This window comes from Aquibaculum arenosum (assembly GCF_029222965.1).
Classification (GTDB): Bacteria; Pseudomonadota; Alphaproteobacteria; order Kiloniellales; family DSM-21159; genus Aquibaculum; species Aquibaculum arenosum.
This window is the reverse complement of sequence record NZ_JARHUD010000005.1, coordinates 264,704-279,813: the sequence shown is the minus strand read 5'-3', so window position 1 is coordinate 279,813 and position 15,110 is coordinate 264,704. Positions and strand designations below refer to the sequence as shown.

Below are 15,110 nucleotides of genomic sequence, written 5' to 3'. Positions count from 1 at the left end.
TCTGTTGCGCCCGGAACCTTAGATTGGAGCCTGGGCTTCCTATATGATCCGGATCAAGACCGGGATGAATGCAATGCGTGCCCTGACCCTAATCTGCCTGGCCGGCCTGACGCTGCTCGTTGCCGCTTGTGCCGGCGCCGGCCCCACACCCTACCAGCCTGCCAGTCGTCCTGGTGCACAGGGCTACAGCGAGCAGCAGGTTGCGGAGGATCGTTTCCGCATCGTGGTGACCGGCAACGCACTTACCTCGCGCGAACGGGTGGAGGACTACCTGCTCTACCGCGCCTCGGAACTGACGCTGGGCGAGGGTTACGATCACTTCCTGCTGCTGGAGCGGCAAACCGATTCCAACACCCTGCGTTACTACGAGAGCTGGCCGAGCCCTATGTGGGGGCCGGGCTGGGCCTGGCAGCCCTATTGGGGTGGCTATTACGGTGGGCGCTCGCACATGGGTGTCGGCATGGGCATGTCCATGGGTGGTGGGCAGGAAACGCGCTACAGCACCTCTGCCCTCGTGCGCATGTATCATGGGTCCCCGCCGGCTGATCTCGGGCCCATCTACGAGGCCCGCACGGTCATGGCCGATCTGGAACCCGTGGTGCACCCGCCACCACAGCGATAGCGTGACCACATCGACCGCGCTGCTCGGCAAGGGCTTGCGCCATCGGCCGACAAGCCCGACAAGCCGCGCATGACGCAGGAGAGAAAATCGCAGGTTTCGATCATCGGCGCCGGTCCAGCCGGTCTGATGGCGGCGGAGTACCTGGCAGCGCGTGGCTTCGCCGTCACGCTCTTCGAGCGCATGCCCTCGGCGGCCCGGCGATTGCTGATGGCCGGGCGCGGCGGCCTCAACCTGAGCCATAGCGAACCGCTCCCCACTTTCGTATCACGCTATGGCGACGCGCAAACGCAACTCAAGCCGGCGATCGAGGCCTTTCCGCCAGAGGCTTTGAGGCAGTGGGCCGAGGCGCTTGGCCAGGAGACCTTCGTCGGCTCCAGCGGCCGCGTCTTCCCTAAGGCCATGAAGGCATCACCGCTGCTGCGCGCCTGGCTCTCGCGCCTGCGCGATCAGGGGGTAGAGCTGCGCCTGCGCCAGGAGTGGCGAGGCTGGGACTCTGACGGTCGCGTGCTCTTTCGACAGGAAGACGGGAGCGAGGCGACATTTGCCACGGATGCCGTCCTCTTGGCCCTGGGCGGGGCCAGTTGGCCGCGCTTGGGAGCGCGAGGCGAGTGGGTTGAGCTCCTGCGCACCCGCAACATCGAGGTCCGGCCTTTTCGCCCGGCCAACTGCGGCTTTACCATGAATTGGCGCGATCACTTCCGCGATCGCTTTGCCGGCACTCCGGTCAAGAATGTGGTGCTCAGCTTCCAGGGACGGAGGCTGCGTGGAGAGTTTGTGGTGACCGGCTATGGCCTGGAGGGCGGAGCAATCTATGCCCTGTCGGCCGCCCTGCGCGATGCCATTGCGGCTGAAGGGAAGGCGGTTCTCCGCCTGGACCTGCGTCCCGATCTCTCCGAGGCCGTTCTGCGCGACCGGCTGTTGCGGGTAGGGGAGTCAGCCTCGCTCGCCAACCGTCTGCGCAAGGGCGCCGGGCTCACGGGCGTGGCAGCCGGCTTGCTGCGCGAGGGCACCGATGTGCCGCGTGAGGCAGATGCGCTGGCAGCCCGCATCAAAAACCTTCCCCTCACGCTTACCGCAACGCAGAGCTTGGAACGCGCGATCTCCAGCGCCGGCGGCATCGCCTGGGGCGAAATTGGGCCGGACTACATGCTCAAACGCTTGCCCGGCACATTCGTGGCGGGTGAGATGCTGGACTGGGAAGCGCCGACCGGCGGCTATTTGCTCCAGGCCTGCTTTGCCACCGGCCTGGCAGCCGCGAAGGGGGTGGCAAGCTGGCTGGAGCGCTGAGGCCTCGCACCTGCGATCAGATCAGCTCCGCTATTCGGGCCCGCAGCACTGGGAGCAGGTCGGTTTCGAACCAGGGATTGCGCTTGAGCCAGGCCGTGTTGCGCCAGCTTGGATGCGGCAGCGGCAGGAAGGCGGGCAGGTAGTCGCGCCAGGCGCGGACAGTTTCAGTCAGGCTGCCGCGCTTGTCCTTGCTCAGGTAGTAGGCCTGAGCGTAGCTGCCAACGAGAAGTGTCAGTTCCAAGCGGGGCAGGAGCGGGCGCAGCCTCGGGTGCCAAAGCGGCGCGCAGTGCTTCACCGGCGGCCGGTCCCCGCCGCGCGCATCGCGACCGGGATAGCACAGCCCCATGGGCACGATGGCAATGCGGTTCTCGTCATAGAAGGTGGCACGCTCCACCCCCAGCCAGTCACGCAGGCGGTCGCCGGACGGGTCGTTGAAGGGCACGCCGGTCTCGTGCACGCGCGTTCCCGGTGCCTGCCCGACGATGAGGATACGAGCACCCGACGCAGCCCGGATCACCGGCCGCGGGCCCAGAGGCAGGATATCGGCACAGCGCCGGCAGGCCCGCGCCTCGCAGAGCAGGGCGCCGAGGCTCACGGCGGCCCGTCTGCCAGGAGGCGTTCCACATAGCGCGGGACAAGCTCTGTGGCCCGACCCTGTTGCGCTTCATGGAACAGCCTGGAACCTTCGCTGGGTTCCATGTTGAGCTCGACCGTGTGGCCACGTCCCTGGTGGCGGACTTCCTCGACAAAGCCGGCCGCCGGATAGACCGCGCCCGAGGTGCCGATGGACAGGAAGAGGTCGCACTCCACCAGCGCAGCCAGAATGTCCGGCATGTGATAGGGCATCTCGCCAAACCAGACCACATCGACCCGCAGACTGCCGACGCTCTGGCATTGCGAACAGGCGCTGCTCAGGTCCATGTCTTGCAGCCAGTCCTGCACCCCGTCGCAGTCAAGACAGCGCGCTTTCAGCAGTTCGCCGTGCATGTGCAATAGATTCTGGCTGCCGGCGCGTTCATGGAGATTGTCGATGTTCTGGGTCACCAGCAGGACCTCGCCGGGCCATTCCCGCTCGAGACGCGCCAGGGCCGTGTGGGCAGCATTGGGGATGATCTCTCCGGACAGCAGGCCTGCCCGCCGCGCATTGTAGAATGCGTGCACGCGCGCCGGGTCGCGATCGAAGGCTTCGGGCGTCGCCACGTCCTCCAGACGCACTTGGCTCCAGATCCCATCGGCGTCCCGGAAGGTGGACAGGCCCGATTCCTGCGAGATTCCGGCGCCGGTCAGCACGACGATCCGACTGCCGGAAGACTTGTTGCGACGCGCATCATTCATGTTTCATCCCTCTCCATGCGGTTAAGCTAGGAAGCAGGAAGCTCGGGAGCCAGGGTGAATGCGCATTTTGTTCGTTTGCACCGGCAGATCTGCCGCGGAAGCTGCCTGGCGCCGCCAAGTGCAGCAGGCAGGCCGGAGCGGCTTCAGATGCATGCGCCTTCTGGCCGAGCAGCGTTGACGTTAGCCAACCCTGCCTTGCCAGACGGGCGGTGGTGGGCCAAGGATGCCGCTTCGCCATTAGGACCGTCGGCCATGCCTTCCGGCAACAGGGACAATCTGCTCCTTGGCATCGCGGCCATGCTGCTTGGCATGCTGCTGATGACCATGATGGATGCCACCGCGAAGTGGCTGGGAGAAGGCTATCCGATCAGCCAGATCGTTTTCTTCCGCAATCTCTTCGCCCTGCCGCCCATCCTGGTGGTCACCTGGGCGTCCGGCGGCCTGAGCAGTCTCAGGACGCGGCAGTGGAAGCTGCACCTGCTGCGCGGCTTTGCCATCCTGCTGGCGATCTACACCTTCTTCTGGGGCCTGCGCTTCCTGCCTCTGGCCGACGCCATTGCGCTGGCCTTTCTGGCGCCGCTCTTCGTTTCCCTCCTGTCCATTCCTCTGCTTGGGGAGAAGGTCGGACCACGCCGTTGGGCTGCGGTGGGCGTGGGCTTTGTCGGCATGCTGGTCATGCTGCGGCCCGGCGCCGAGGTCTTTCGCTGGGAGGCCCTGTTGCCCACCGCCACGGCCTTTGGTTACGCCCTGGCGATGATCCTCACCCGGCGCCTTTCGCGAGAGGATTCCAACGCCTCGATCATTTTCTGGGGCACCCTGGTGGGCTGCCTCTTCTCGGCGGCCTTCCTGCCCTTTGCCTGGCGGACGCCGCCGCTGATCGATTTCGCGCTTCTGGCGATGATGGGGATGGTGGGCAGCGTTTCCATGTACTGCATGACCGTGGCCTATCGCTCGGCGCCGGCGGCGGTGATCGCACCCTTCGAGTACACGGCATTGCTCTGGGGTCTGCTGATCGGCTGGCTGGTCTGGAGCGAACTGCCGGATGCCTGGGTCTGGACCGGTGCTGCGGTCATCGTCGGCTCCGGCATCTACATCCTGCACCGGGAACAGCGGATCGCGCGAAAGGGGCGGGCAGGCACATCCGGAGGGTGAAATCTCACAGAAAGGAATAGGGGTCGATGTCGACCTGAATGCGCAGCCCGCCGCGCAATGGCACGGGCCCGACCCAGTCCCTGAGCAGTGTCTGAAGCGGCAGGTCGCGGCGTGCCTTGATCAGGAAGCGCCGGCGGTGACGGCCGCGCAGCACGGCCAACGGGGCCGGGGCGGGGCCGAGCACCTGCAATCCTTCCGCGCGCGGCGCGCTGCGGGCCAGTGCAGTGGCCGCGGTATCAACGATGGTGGGATCAGGCGCAGACAGGATCAGGGCCGCCAGACGGGTGAAAGGCGGCAGGCTGCCTTGGCGGCGCGCGTCTGCCTCGCGTTCCAGGAAGGCATCGCGATCGCCGGCCACCAGCGCATGGATTACCGGATGCTCGGGCTCATAGGTCTGGAGCAGCACCTGACCCGGACGCTCGGCCCGCCCCGCCCGGCCGGAGACCTGGTGCAGCAGTTGAAAACTGCGCTCGCCCGCACGTAGGTCACCACCGGCAAGGCCGAGATCGGCGTCGACCACACCGACCAGCGTCAGCCAGGGAAAGTGGTGCCCCTTGGCGACGATCTGCGTCCCAACCACGAGATCCACCTCGCGCTCGCGAATGCGCCGCATCACCTCATCGGTGGCTGCCGGGCCGGTGAGCACGTCGCTGGAGAGCAATAGGCGCCGCGCTTCGGGAAAAAGCAGCGCCACCTCCTCATCGAGCCGCTCCACCCCGGGACCGCAGGCCGCCAGGCTGTCCTCGGCCTCGCAGGACGGGCAGTGGCTGGGCAAGCGGCTGGCGTGGCCGCAGTGATGGCACTGCAGGCGGCCGGTCAGGCGATGTTCGACCAGCCAGGTGGTGCAGTTCGGGCACTGCAGGCGATGCCCGCAGGCGCGGCACAGCGTAAGGGGGGCATAGCCGCGTCGGTTCAGGAAGAGCAGCGCCTGTTCGCCCGCCTCAAGCGTTGCCTGGACGCGGTCGCGTAAGGTCTGGGACAGCCATCCCCTGGCACCATTGGGCAGGCGCGGCGGCGGGTCGCGGCGCAAATCCACCGTCTCCACCTTAGGCAACTCGGCGCTGCCATGGCGCAACGACAGGTGTACCGCATCGTACTTGCCCACCTTCACGTTCAGCACGCTTTCAAGAGAGGGGGTGGCCGAGGCCAGCACGATTGGAATCTGTTCCAGGGAGGCGCGCAGAACGGCCATGTCACGCGCCTGATAGATCACGCCTTCTTCCTGCTTGTAGGCCGGGTCGTGCTCCTCATCGACCACGATCAGCCCCAGTTCGGTGAAGGGCAGGAAGAGCGCGGAGCGGGCGCCGACCACGACCCTGGCGCTGCCGTCGGCCACCGCGCGCCAGGTGAGGCGCCGCTGGGCCGGTGTCAGTTCGCTGTGCCATTCCGCCGGGCGCGTGCCGAAGCGGGCCTCGAAGCGCGCCAACCATTGGGAAGAGAGCGCGATCTCCGGCTGCAGCACGAGAACCTGCTGTCCAGCCCTCAGGGCCTCGGCAACCGCTTCGAAGTAAACCTCCGTCTTACCGGACCCGGTGACGCCGTCGAGGAGCGTGGCGCTGAAACCTTGGCCGATTCGGCTGCGCAGCTGATCCGCCGCTGTCTGCTGCGCCGGGCCCAAGGAGAAGCCGTCCTGTTCGGGATCGGGCGGCGCCAGCGCGAGATGCACCGGAAGTTCCACCCACTCCAAAACCCCGGCGTCGGCGAGGCCTTTGACCACGCTCGGTCCAACGCCTGCCTCGCGTGCCATATCGCTGGCCGTGCGCGCCAAGCCATCGGCCGCCACGGCAAGCACCCGATTGCGCGCCGGTGTTTCTCGCAAGCCTTCGGGCAGGTCACTGGTCCGTCGCAGTGCGCGTTGCGGCCGCTCTGGGCGCAGTGCGGCCGAGACGGGAATGGCCATGCGCAGGACGTTTCCAATTGGCGCCAGGGTATAGCGCGCCACCCACTCGATGAGTCGTCGCAGAGCTTGGGGAAGGGGGGCTGCGGGGAGTCGGGTGTGGACAGGCTTCAAACGCGAAATGGGCAGGCTTTCGCCGGCGGCTTCAGCGTCATCCCAGACGACCCCGATCAGGAGGCGGCTGCCCAGCGGCACCTCGACGATAGCACCCGGCTCCAATACCATGCCCTCTGGAACCGCGTAGTCATAGATGGCCTCCAGCGGCAGGGGCAGCAGTACCCTCACACGCTCGATATCGGCCTCCTTATTGGCGACCCCACTCTGGGCATGACTGCACATTGCTGCCTTTGACACTGTCCGGCTTTCCCCTACCCAGGGGATAGGCCGGTTCGCCGGCGCAGCCAAGGGGCGGCGAATCTGTTATGCTCTGGACGCGAGGGAGGGGAGGCTCTAAACCGCGCGCAATTCCTTCACTGAGCCAAGTCCGACCCGGGAGCACGATCAGCCATGAAGTTTTTTGTCGATACCGCCGATGTCGCCGAGATCAAGGATCTGGCGGCGACCGGCCTGGTGGACGGCATCACCACCAACCCCTCACTCGTGGCCAAGACCGGCCGTTCCTTCCTGGAGGTGGTCGAAGAGATTTGCGGCATTGTCTCGGGCCCGGTTTCGGCAGAGGTCACCGCAATCGACCATGAGACCATGCTGGCGGAAGGCCGGAAGCTGGCCGCGCTTGCAGACAATGTCTGCGTCAAGGTGCCTCTGACCCCCGATGGGCTGAAGACCTGCAAGGCGCTTTCAGACGACGGGGTGCAGGTCAATGTAACGCTGTGCTTCTCCGCCGCCCAGGCCCTGCTGGCAGCCAAGGCCGGGGCGACCTTCATCTCCCCCTTCGTGGGCCGGCTCGATGACATCGGCACCGACGGCATGGACCTGATCGCTGATATCGTTCAGATCTACGCCAACTATCCCGAGTACGACACCGAGGTGCTGGTCGCCTCCGTGCGCGGGCCGAACCACGTGGTCCAGGCCGCCAAGCTGGGCGCCGATGTGGCGACCCTGCCGCCGGCCGTGCTGCGCGCGCTCTTCAAGCATCCGCTGACCGACCGTGGGCTCGACGCCTTCCTGGCGGACTGGGCCAAGACCGGTCAGAGCATACTGTAGACGGCATGAGCAAACAGCGCGACGCAGCTCCAGACGCCAAGATCGAAGACGCGGTTGCCGAGGCAGCACGGCCGACCGCGCTCAATGCCGATCTGGTGGCCGGCTACCTGCGTCGCCACCCGGAGTTCCTGGCCGAGCATCCGGAACTGCTCGATGTGCTGGCTCCCCCGGCCCGTGGAGACCTCGTGGACGCGGGTCGCGGGGTGGTGGATCTGCAGCAGGCCATGGTGGTGCGCTGGCGGCAGGAGGCGGAGCGCTTGCGCAGCCTCTGCGATGAGTTGATTGCCAACGGCCGCATCAACGCCGCCATCCAAGGCCGCATCCACGACGCGGTCCAGGCGCTGCTGGCGGCACGCTCCTTCGAGCATCTCATGGAGACCATCGGCACCGACCTGCCACTGCTGCTCGATGTGGACGCGGTTTACCTCTGCGTTGAACGCAGCGACGACGGGGCGCCGCCGGTGCGCCTCCACGGGGTGCGCAGCCTGCAGCCAGGGAGTGTGGCCCAGTTGCTGGGGCCAAGCAGCCCCGCCGGCTTGCGCAGCCACATCGAGGGAGACCCCGCGATCTTCGGGCCGGCGGCTGGACTGGTCGCTTCGGATGCGCTGTTGCGCATCGAGGTCAGTGCGGCAACGCCGCCGGCGATCCTGGCGCTGGGCGCGCGCGACCCGGAGCACTTCGCGGAAGGGCAGGGCACCGAGCTGCTGCAGTTCATGGCGCGCTGCCTCGAACACCTGATCCGGGCATGGCTGGAACTGCCCGAGTAGTCGGCTTCCAGGCCGACGAGAACCTGCAGGCCGTCATTTCCGCCTGGCTGGCTTGGCTCGACAGCGAGAGGCGCCTTTCGCCCCATACCCTGGACGCCTACATCCGTGACCTTTCCGGTTTCCTGGCCTTTGTCGCCGAACACCAGGGTGACTTGCCCTCGGGAAAGCTGCTGCGCGATTTGAAGCTGGGCGATTTCCGGGCCTGGCTGGCGCAGCGCGCTGCCAAGGGGCTGAGCGCGAGTTCGACGGCGCGGGCGCTTTCCGCCATCCGCACTTTCTTTGCCTGGGCAGCGCGGCATCATCATTTCGAGAATGCCGCAATATCCCTGGTGCGCACGCCCAAGAAGCCTGCGGCACTTCCCCGCGCCCTCAGTCCCGAGGACGCCCGGATGGCCGTGGAAAGCGTGGGGGAACTCGACCACCGCCCGTGGATTGCGAAGCGTGACGGCGCGGTGCTGCTGCTGCTCTACGGCTGTGGCTTACGGATTGGTGAGGCCTTGTCGCTGTCAGCCGGCGAGGCGCCCGCGGCCGGCCAGGAGGTTCTTGTGGTCACCGGCAAGGGACGCAGGCAGCGGCAGGTACCACTGCTGCCTCTGGTGATCGAGGCCATCGATGATTACCGGGCGGCCTGTCCCTTCGAACTGCGCGGGCAGGATGCCCTGTTCCGCGCCGTGCGGGGCGGTCCCTTACGGCCGCGCGCCATTCAGACACGGGTCCAGCAGTTGCGCGGTCTGCTGGGGCTGCCCGAGGGCGCCACGCCTCATGCCCTGCGCCACTCCTTCGCCACGCACCTCTTGTCGGGTGGGGGAGACTTGCGTGCGGTGCAGGATCTGCTCGGACACGCCTCACTATCCACCACCCAGCGCTACACCGCAGTGGACATGTCGCGCCTATCCGCCGTCTACGCCCAGGCGCATCCGCGCGCCAAGTAGGGGCTCAGCCCGCCTTGGCGCGGGCGATGTTGTCTACGAAGCGCTGGAAGAGGTAGTGGCTGTCCTGAGGGCCGGGGGAGGCCTCCGGGTGGTACTGGACCGAAAACACCGGCCGGTTCTTGAGCCGGATTCCCTCATTGGTGCCATCGAACAGGCTGACATGGGTGACTTCCACGTCGGCAGGCAGCGAGTTGCCCTTGACCACAAAACCATGGTTCTGGCTCGTGATCTCCACTTTGCCGGTTTCCAGGTCCTTTACGGGATGGTTGGCGCCGCGATGGCCCAGGTGCATCTTTTCCGTCTCGGCGCCCAAGGCGCGAGCGAGAAGCTGGTGCCCGAGACAGATGCCGAAGATCGGCAGCGTCTCGTTCTCCAGGAGCTTCTGGATCGTGGGAATGGCGTAGCGCCCGGTGGCTGCTGGATCGCCGGGCCCGTTGGCGAGAAAAATGCCATCTGGCTCATGCTGAAGAATTTCTTCCGCGCTGGTCTCGGCAGGAACCACGGTCACGGCACAACCGAGATCAGCCAAGCAGCGCAGGATGTTGCGCTTCGCGCCAAAGTCGACGGCTACGACGCGGTACTTCGGGTTTTCCAGCCGGCCGTAGCCCTGTCCCAGGTGCCAGGGAGTCTCATCCCAGCGATAGCTCTGACCGCAGGTCACCTCCTTGGCCAAGTCCATACCTTCGAGGCCGGGCCAGGCCGCGGCTTCTGCGCGCAGCGCGGGAACGTCGAAGCGCCCGTCCGGTGCATGAATGAGGGTCGCCTGCGGGGCGCCCAACGTGCGGATGCGCCGGGTGAGAGCGCGGGTGTCGACGCCGACAATCCCAGGCAGCCCATGCCCGGCCAGCCAGGCGTCCAGATGCTGGGCCGCGCGCCAGTTCGCCGGATCGGTCACCGTCGCGCGCAGGACGACACCGCGCGCAGCCGGAGTGATCGTCTCGATGTCTTCGGGGTTGGTTCCGACAATCCCGATGTGCGGGAAGGTAAAGGTGATGATCTGGCCGGCATAGGAAGGGTCGGATAGGATCTCCTGATAGCCGGTCATGGAGGTGTTGAAACAGACCTCGCCAACGCTACGTCGCGCTGCACCCAAACCCTGACCCCAGAACAGACTGCCGTCGGCCAGCACCAGGGCCGCCGTGGCACCTTCAGGCGCGGAAAGGGGAGCCCCGGGCTCGCTGCTCGGGGACGCGGACTTGGCGAACTCGTTCATGTCACACCTTCTCGAGGGGAAAGCGCCGGCCGCTGGCCGGGAGGTTGCGCTGGCGGGCCAGCTTCCTATATAGGGCGGTCCCGTTACGGGTGGTCGGCCAGCCTCGAGCGTGATGTATGGTATGCAGGCAGGGTGGTCAAGCGAATGCCCGGACCCGGCAGTAACCAATTATGGCAGCGCCCGACAGGGACCGACCCCAATTCACGGGAGCCTGGCAGCGCGCTCCAGCGCTGTTCTATGCTTTGACAATAAGGAGAAGGCGCCGATGTTGCGCAGTGAGCTCAACGACGCCCTGAAGGGGGCGATGAAGGCGAAGGAACAGCAGGCGCTGGCCACCGTGCGCCTCATCTTGGCTGCCCTGAAAGACCGGGATATCCAGGCACGCAGCAGCGGTAACGCGGATGGGATCGACGACCAGGAGATCCTCGAATTGCTGCAAAAAATGGTTAAGCAGCGCCGGGAATCCATTGTTTTATATGAGAAAGGCGGTCGTGACGATCTCGTTGCCAGGGAAGAAGCGGAGATTGCCGTCATTGAGCGTTTCCTGCCTCAGGGATTGAGCGCCGAGCAAACTGAGGCGGCTGTTGACCAAGCCATTGCAGAGGTAGAGGCGCAGTCGATCAAGGATATGGGCCGTGTCATGGCCTTGCTGAAGGAGCGCTATGCCGGGCGCATGGAGTTCGCCAAGGCGAGCCAGATGGTCAAGCAGCGCCTGGCATGAGGTGAGGAGCGACAAAAGGCCGATGTCCACCGGCGACGGGTTCCCTGAGCGACTGCGCGATGCGATTGCCGTCTCTGAACTGGTGGGACGGCATGTGCGTTTGCAGCGCCGGGGCCGGGAGTTCACTGGCCTCTGTCCCTTCCATAGCGAAAAGTCGCCCTCCTTCACCGTGAATGACGACAAGCAGTTCTTTCACTGCTTCGGCTGCGGTGCACATGGCGACGTCATCGGCTGGGTCATGCGCTGGGAGAACCTCAGCTACCCGGAAGCGCTCGAGCGCCTGGCCGAGCAGGCTGGCATTCCCATGCCCGAGCGCACACCTCAGGCCCGTCAGGCCGCTGAGCGCCGCGCCACGCTTTATGAGGTGCTGGAAAAGGCCTGCCTCTGGTTCGAGCAGCAGTTGGCGGTTTCCAGCGGCAGCGAGGCGCGCCGCTATCTCGAAGGGCGGGGACTGACGCCGGAAACGATCGGGCGCTTTCGCCTGGGATACGCTCCTGGTCAGCGGGGGTTGCTTCGGGCTGCGCTAAAGGCCCAAGGAATCCATGATTCTCAGCTTGTGGAAGCCGGCCTGTTGAAGCAACCGGAAGAAGGTGGTGAGCTGCGCGACTACTTCTTCGGCCGGGTGATTTTTCCTATCACCGACCGCCAGGGCAGGGTGATTGCTTTCGGCGGCCGTGCGCTCTCCAGCGATGCCAGGGCGAAGTACCTCAACTCGCCCGACACACCGCTCTTCGACAAGGGTCGGGTGCTCTACAACCTGCATCATGCTCGCCGTGCCGCCGCCGACGGCGCGCCCCTGCTCGTGGTTGAGGGCTACATGGACGTGATTGCCCTTGCCCAGGCCGGATTTCCGGGCTGTGTCGCGCCGCTCGGCACGGCCGTTACGGAGGATCAGCTGCAGGAGCTCTGGCGCATGGCGCCTGAGCCCGTGATCTGCCTTGACGGCGATGCCGCCGGTCAGCGGGCGGCGCAGCGGGTGACAGAGCGCGCCCTGCCGTTGCTGCGGCCCGGTTGCAGCCTGCAGTTCATCACCCTGCCGCAGGGCGAGGATCCCGACTCGCTGGTGACCAATGCCGGACCGGCTGCATTGCAGGTGCTTTTGCAGGCTGCGCGCCCCTTGGAAACTGTCCTCTGGGAGGGGCTGGTGGGCGGCCGCTCCTTGGACACGCCGGAACGCCAGGCGGCCTTGCGTCAAGCAGTGATAGACCAGGTGCAGCAGATCGGAGACCGCAATGTGCAAACCGCTTATCGCACGGCGCTGCTCGATCGCTACTTCGGCCTTATGCGCGCCCGGCGCGGCGCAACCGGCGGCCGGAACGGGCTGGGCAGGCGCCCCGGGCGAGGTCAGCGTTCGGCGCAGCGCAGCGCTGTTGGAACCAAACCGCTTGTCGCCGGCTTGAAGCGTCGTCCAGTGCAGATTCTCCTGGCCCTGGCTGTCCGCCATCCCCATCTGGCGATAGGCAATCTGGAGGAGCTGGCCCGCCCGGCGCTCGATGATCGGGAACTGGAGGCACTGCGGCGGACTTTGGTAGACGCACTGGCAGAAGCCCCGGACCTTGACAGTGATACACTTGAATGCCACCTACGCGGCCAGGGCTTTTCTGAGTTGCTGGATCGCCTGTTCGGCACTGCATTGACGATGCACGAACCTACACTCCGCCTGGACTCTGTTCCACACGAAGCGGAAGCGCGGTTTGCCTACTGGCTGGATCGGGTCGTGACAGGCGCGGATGAAACAGAAGGTCGAGGAGCGACGCTGTAACAGGCTAGGACGTCTTCGAATACTGCGCGATCGAGATAGCTGTCGGCAGTTGGATGTCGCCCAGGCGAACTTTGGTAAAGCAGCACCTGCCGCAGCAGGCGCGCTTCGAAATCAGCGACGCAAATCTTGAGGGGCAATCGGGCAGGTCATGCGGCGGGCATGGCACGGTGCCCGATCTATGTGCGAGGACGGAATGGCGAGCAAGGCGAACGAGAGCACTGAAGAGACCGAGGGCCGCGAAGACGCGCCGGAAGGCGCGCTGGGCGACAAGACCCAGGCGGCCGTCAAGCGAATGATGGCCCGCGCCAAAGAGCGCGGCTATGTCACCTATGATGAGTTGAATCAGGTTCTCCCGACCGACCAGGTCTCTTCCGAGCAGATCGAAGACGTCATGGCCACGCTCTCGGAGATGGGCATCAGCGTCATCGAGAGCGAGGAAGCCGAGGAAGCCGCCTCTCCAGCCGAAGCAGAGGCGGAAGAGGACGAAGAGGGCGTTGCCGCCAGCGGCAACCTGAACGACGACGATGTGGGCCGCACCGACGATCCCGTGCGCATGTATCTGCGGGAGATGGGCTCGGTGGAGTTGCTGAGTCGTGAAGGCGAAATCGCCATCGCCAAGCGGATCGAAGCCGGTCGCGAGAAGATGATCGGTGGCCTCTGCGAAAGCCCGATGACCATCCGGGCGCTGCTTATGTGGCACGACGCGCTGCAGAACAGCGAGATGCTGCTGCGTGAGATCATCGACCTGGATGCCACTTACGGCGCCGGCCCTGACGGCGCTGCTGCGGCGACACCAGCGGCGGACACCGGCGCTGCGCCAGAGGGCGAGGCGGCGGCTGCGACGAATGGCGCTGCCGATCCTGCCACCGCAAAGGCACCGGCCGATGGCAAAGCCGAAGCCGCTGAGGGTGAGAGCGAAAGCGGCGACGACGAGGAGGAAGAAGAGGAAAGCAGCCTCTCTCTCTCGGCAATGGAGCAGCAGCTCCTGCCGCAGGTGCTCGAAACCTTCGAGCGGATCGACCAGACCTTCAAGAAGCTGGCCAAGGCACAGGAAAAGCGCCTGACCGCGCTCCAGAAGGGTGAGGAACTGCCCACCCGCCTGGAGAAGCAATATGAGTCCCTGCGCAAGGCTCTGGTGCGCGAGATGGAGGACGTCCATCTCAACAACGCGCGCATCGAGGAGCTGGTGGAGCAGCTCTACGCCCACAACAAGCAGCTCATGGGCTACGAGGGCCGCCTGCTGCGACTGGCCGAGCGGCACCGGGTGCCGCGTCAGAGCTTCCTGCAGAATTACTATGGGCAGGAACTCGACCCCAACTGGATGAGTAATGTCGCCGGCCTGAGCAAGGCCTGGGGCAACTTCGTCAATAAGGATGGGGAAGAGATCGCCCGCCTGCGCGCCGAGATTGCACGCATCGCGGAATTGACTGGCCTGCCAATCACCGAGTTCCGACGCATCGTCACCACGGTTAAGTCAGGTGAGCGCGAGGCGACCAAGGCTAAGACCGAAATGGTCGAGGCCAACCTGCGCCTCGTGATCTCCATCGCCAAGAAGTACACGAACCGCGGCCTGCAGTTCCTGGATCTGATCCAGGAAGGCAACATCGGCCTGATGAAGGCGGTCGACAAGTTCGAGTATCGGCGCGGCTACAAGTTCTCGACCTATGCCACCTGGTGGATCCGGCAGGCCATAACCCGATCCATCGCCGATCAGGCACGCACCATCCGCATCCCGGTGCACATGATCGAGACGATCAACAAGCTGGTGCGCACGAGCCGCCAGATGATGCACGAGATCGGCCGCGAGCCGACGCCGGAGGAACTGGCCGAGCGTTTGGTCATGCCGCTGGACAAGGTGCGCAAGGTTCTCAAGATCGCCAAGGAGCCGATCTCGCTCGAGACCCCGATCGGAGACGAGGAGGACAGCCACCTCGGCGATTTCATCGAGGACAAGAACGCGGTCATTCCGATCGATTCCGCGATCCAGTCCAACCTGCGCGAAACCACCACGCGGGTTCTGGCCAGCCTCACCGCGCGCGAGGAGCGCGTGCTGCGCATGCGCTTCGGCATCGGCATGAACACCGATCACACCCTGGAAGAGGTCGGCCAGCAGTTCTCGGTGACGCGCGAGCGCATCCGTCAGATCGAGGCCAAGGCGCTGCGCAAGCTCAAGCACCCCAGCCGCAGCCGGAAGCTCCGTTCCTTCCTCGACACCTGACCCAGATCCCTGAGTTACTTCGATCGGGCCGCTCCAAGGG

General features: G+C 65.6%; 13 protein-coding genes. 9 read left to right on the top strand and 4 right to left on the bottom strand.

From position 1 onward, the window contains the following. The first annotated feature begins 73 nt into the window (after positions 1 to 73). Together P2G67_RS10225 and P2G67_RS10220 are read left to right on the top strand one after the other, a co-directional pair. Positions 74 to 622 (top strand): CC0125/CC1285 family lipoprotein, encoded by a 549-nt coding sequence (locus P2G67_RS10225; protein WP_275822674.1) that lies wholly within the window; start codon positions 74 to 76, stop codon positions 620 to 622. 69 nt (positions 623 to 691) lie between these two features. Beyond that, positions 692 to 1,909, top strand: a complete 1,218-nt coding sequence (locus P2G67_RS10220) for a BaiN/RdsA family NAD(P)/FAD-dependent oxidoreductase (protein WP_275822672.1) — start codon at positions 692 to 694, stop codon at positions 1,907 to 1,909. A gap of 16 nt (positions 1,910 to 1,925) precedes the next feature. On the opposite strand, the gene P2G67_RS10215 is transcribed toward P2G67_RS10220, so the two are convergent. Both P2G67_RS10215 and P2G67_RS10210 read right to left on the bottom strand, forming a co-directional pair. After that, a complete protein-coding gene (locus tag P2G67_RS10215) occupies positions 1,926 to 2,504 on the bottom strand; it encodes a uracil-DNA glycosylase family protein (RefSeq protein WP_275822670.1) in 579 nt (192 codons plus the stop codon). After that, positions 2,501 to 3,244, bottom strand: coding sequence for an NAD-dependent deacylase (locus P2G67_RS10210; RefSeq protein WP_275822668.1), 744 nt, complete (start codon positions 3,242 to 3,244; stop codon positions 2,501 to 2,503). Before P2G67_RS10210 ends, P2G67_RS10215 begins: the two co-directional genes overlap by 4 nt. A gap of 252 nt (positions 3,245 to 3,496) precedes the next feature. On the opposite strand from P2G67_RS10210, the gene P2G67_RS10205 reads away from it, so the two are divergent. Continuing rightward, positions 3,497 to 4,396: a DMT family transporter gene (locus P2G67_RS10205; protein ID WP_275822666.1), complete on the top strand. Its 900-nt coding sequence runs from the start codon at positions 3,497 to 3,499 to the stop codon at positions 4,394 to 4,396. 4 nt (positions 4,397 to 4,400) lie between these two features. On the opposite strand, the gene P2G67_RS10200 is transcribed toward P2G67_RS10205, so the two are convergent. Beyond that, entirely contained in the window at positions 4,401 to 6,647 is a 2,247-nt protein-coding gene (locus P2G67_RS10200) for a primosomal protein N' (RefSeq protein ID WP_496196321.1), read from the bottom strand. 153 nt (positions 6,648 to 6,800) lie between these two features. Between P2G67_RS10200 and fsa the strand changes: the two genes are divergently transcribed. Genes fsa through P2G67_RS10185 form a run of 3 tightly spaced genes read left to right on the top strand, consistent with a single transcriptional unit; the run spans position 6,801 to position 9,156 of the window. After that, positions 6,801 to 7,457: a fructose-6-phosphate aldolase gene (gene fsa, locus P2G67_RS10195; RefSeq protein ID WP_275822665.1), complete on the top strand. Its 657-nt coding sequence runs from the start codon at positions 6,801 to 6,803 to the stop codon at positions 7,455 to 7,457. A 5-nt stretch (positions 7,458 to 7,462) separates the two neighbouring features. Next, positions 7,463 to 8,224: a DUF484 family protein gene (locus P2G67_RS10190; protein ID WP_275822663.1), complete on the top strand. Its 762-nt coding sequence runs from the start codon at positions 7,463 to 7,465 to the stop codon at positions 8,222 to 8,224. Further along, a complete protein-coding gene (locus P2G67_RS10185) occupies positions 8,203 to 9,156 on the top strand; it encodes a tyrosine recombinase XerC (protein ID WP_275822661.1) in 954 nt (317 codons plus the stop codon). Before P2G67_RS10190 ends, P2G67_RS10185 begins: the two co-directional genes overlap by 22 nt. Positions 9,157 to 9,160: 4 nt before the next feature. Here the strand turns inward: P2G67_RS10185 and carA are convergent, their stop codons facing one another. Next, complete coding sequence (gene carA, locus P2G67_RS10180) at positions 9,161 to 10,369, bottom strand: glutamine-hydrolyzing carbamoyl-phosphate synthase small subunit (protein WP_275822660.1); 1,209 nt, start codon at positions 10,367 to 10,369, stop codon at positions 9,161 to 9,163. 265 nt (positions 10,370 to 10,634) lie between these two features. Here carA and P2G67_RS10175 point away from each other — a divergent pair, with 265 nt between their 5' ends. The 3 genes from P2G67_RS10175 (at position 10,635) to rpoD (ending at position 15,070) form a co-directional block, all read left to right on the top strand. After that, a complete protein-coding gene (locus P2G67_RS10175) occupies positions 10,635 to 11,090 on the top strand; it encodes a GatB/YqeY domain-containing protein (protein ID WP_275822658.1) in 456 nt (151 codons plus the stop codon). A 22-nt stretch (positions 11,091 to 11,112) separates the two neighbouring features. After that, positions 11,113 to 12,852, top strand: a complete 1,740-nt coding sequence (gene dnaG / locus P2G67_RS10170; RefSeq protein ID WP_275822656.1) for a DNA primase — start codon at positions 11,113 to 11,115, stop codon at positions 12,850 to 12,852. 193 nt (positions 12,853 to 13,045) lie between these two features. Then, positions 13,046 to 15,070: an RNA polymerase sigma factor RpoD gene (gene rpoD / locus P2G67_RS10165; protein ID WP_275822654.1), complete on the top strand. Its 2,025-nt coding sequence runs from the start codon at positions 13,046 to 13,048 to the stop codon at positions 15,068 to 15,070. Positions 15,071 to 15,110 lie beyond the last annotated feature (40 nt).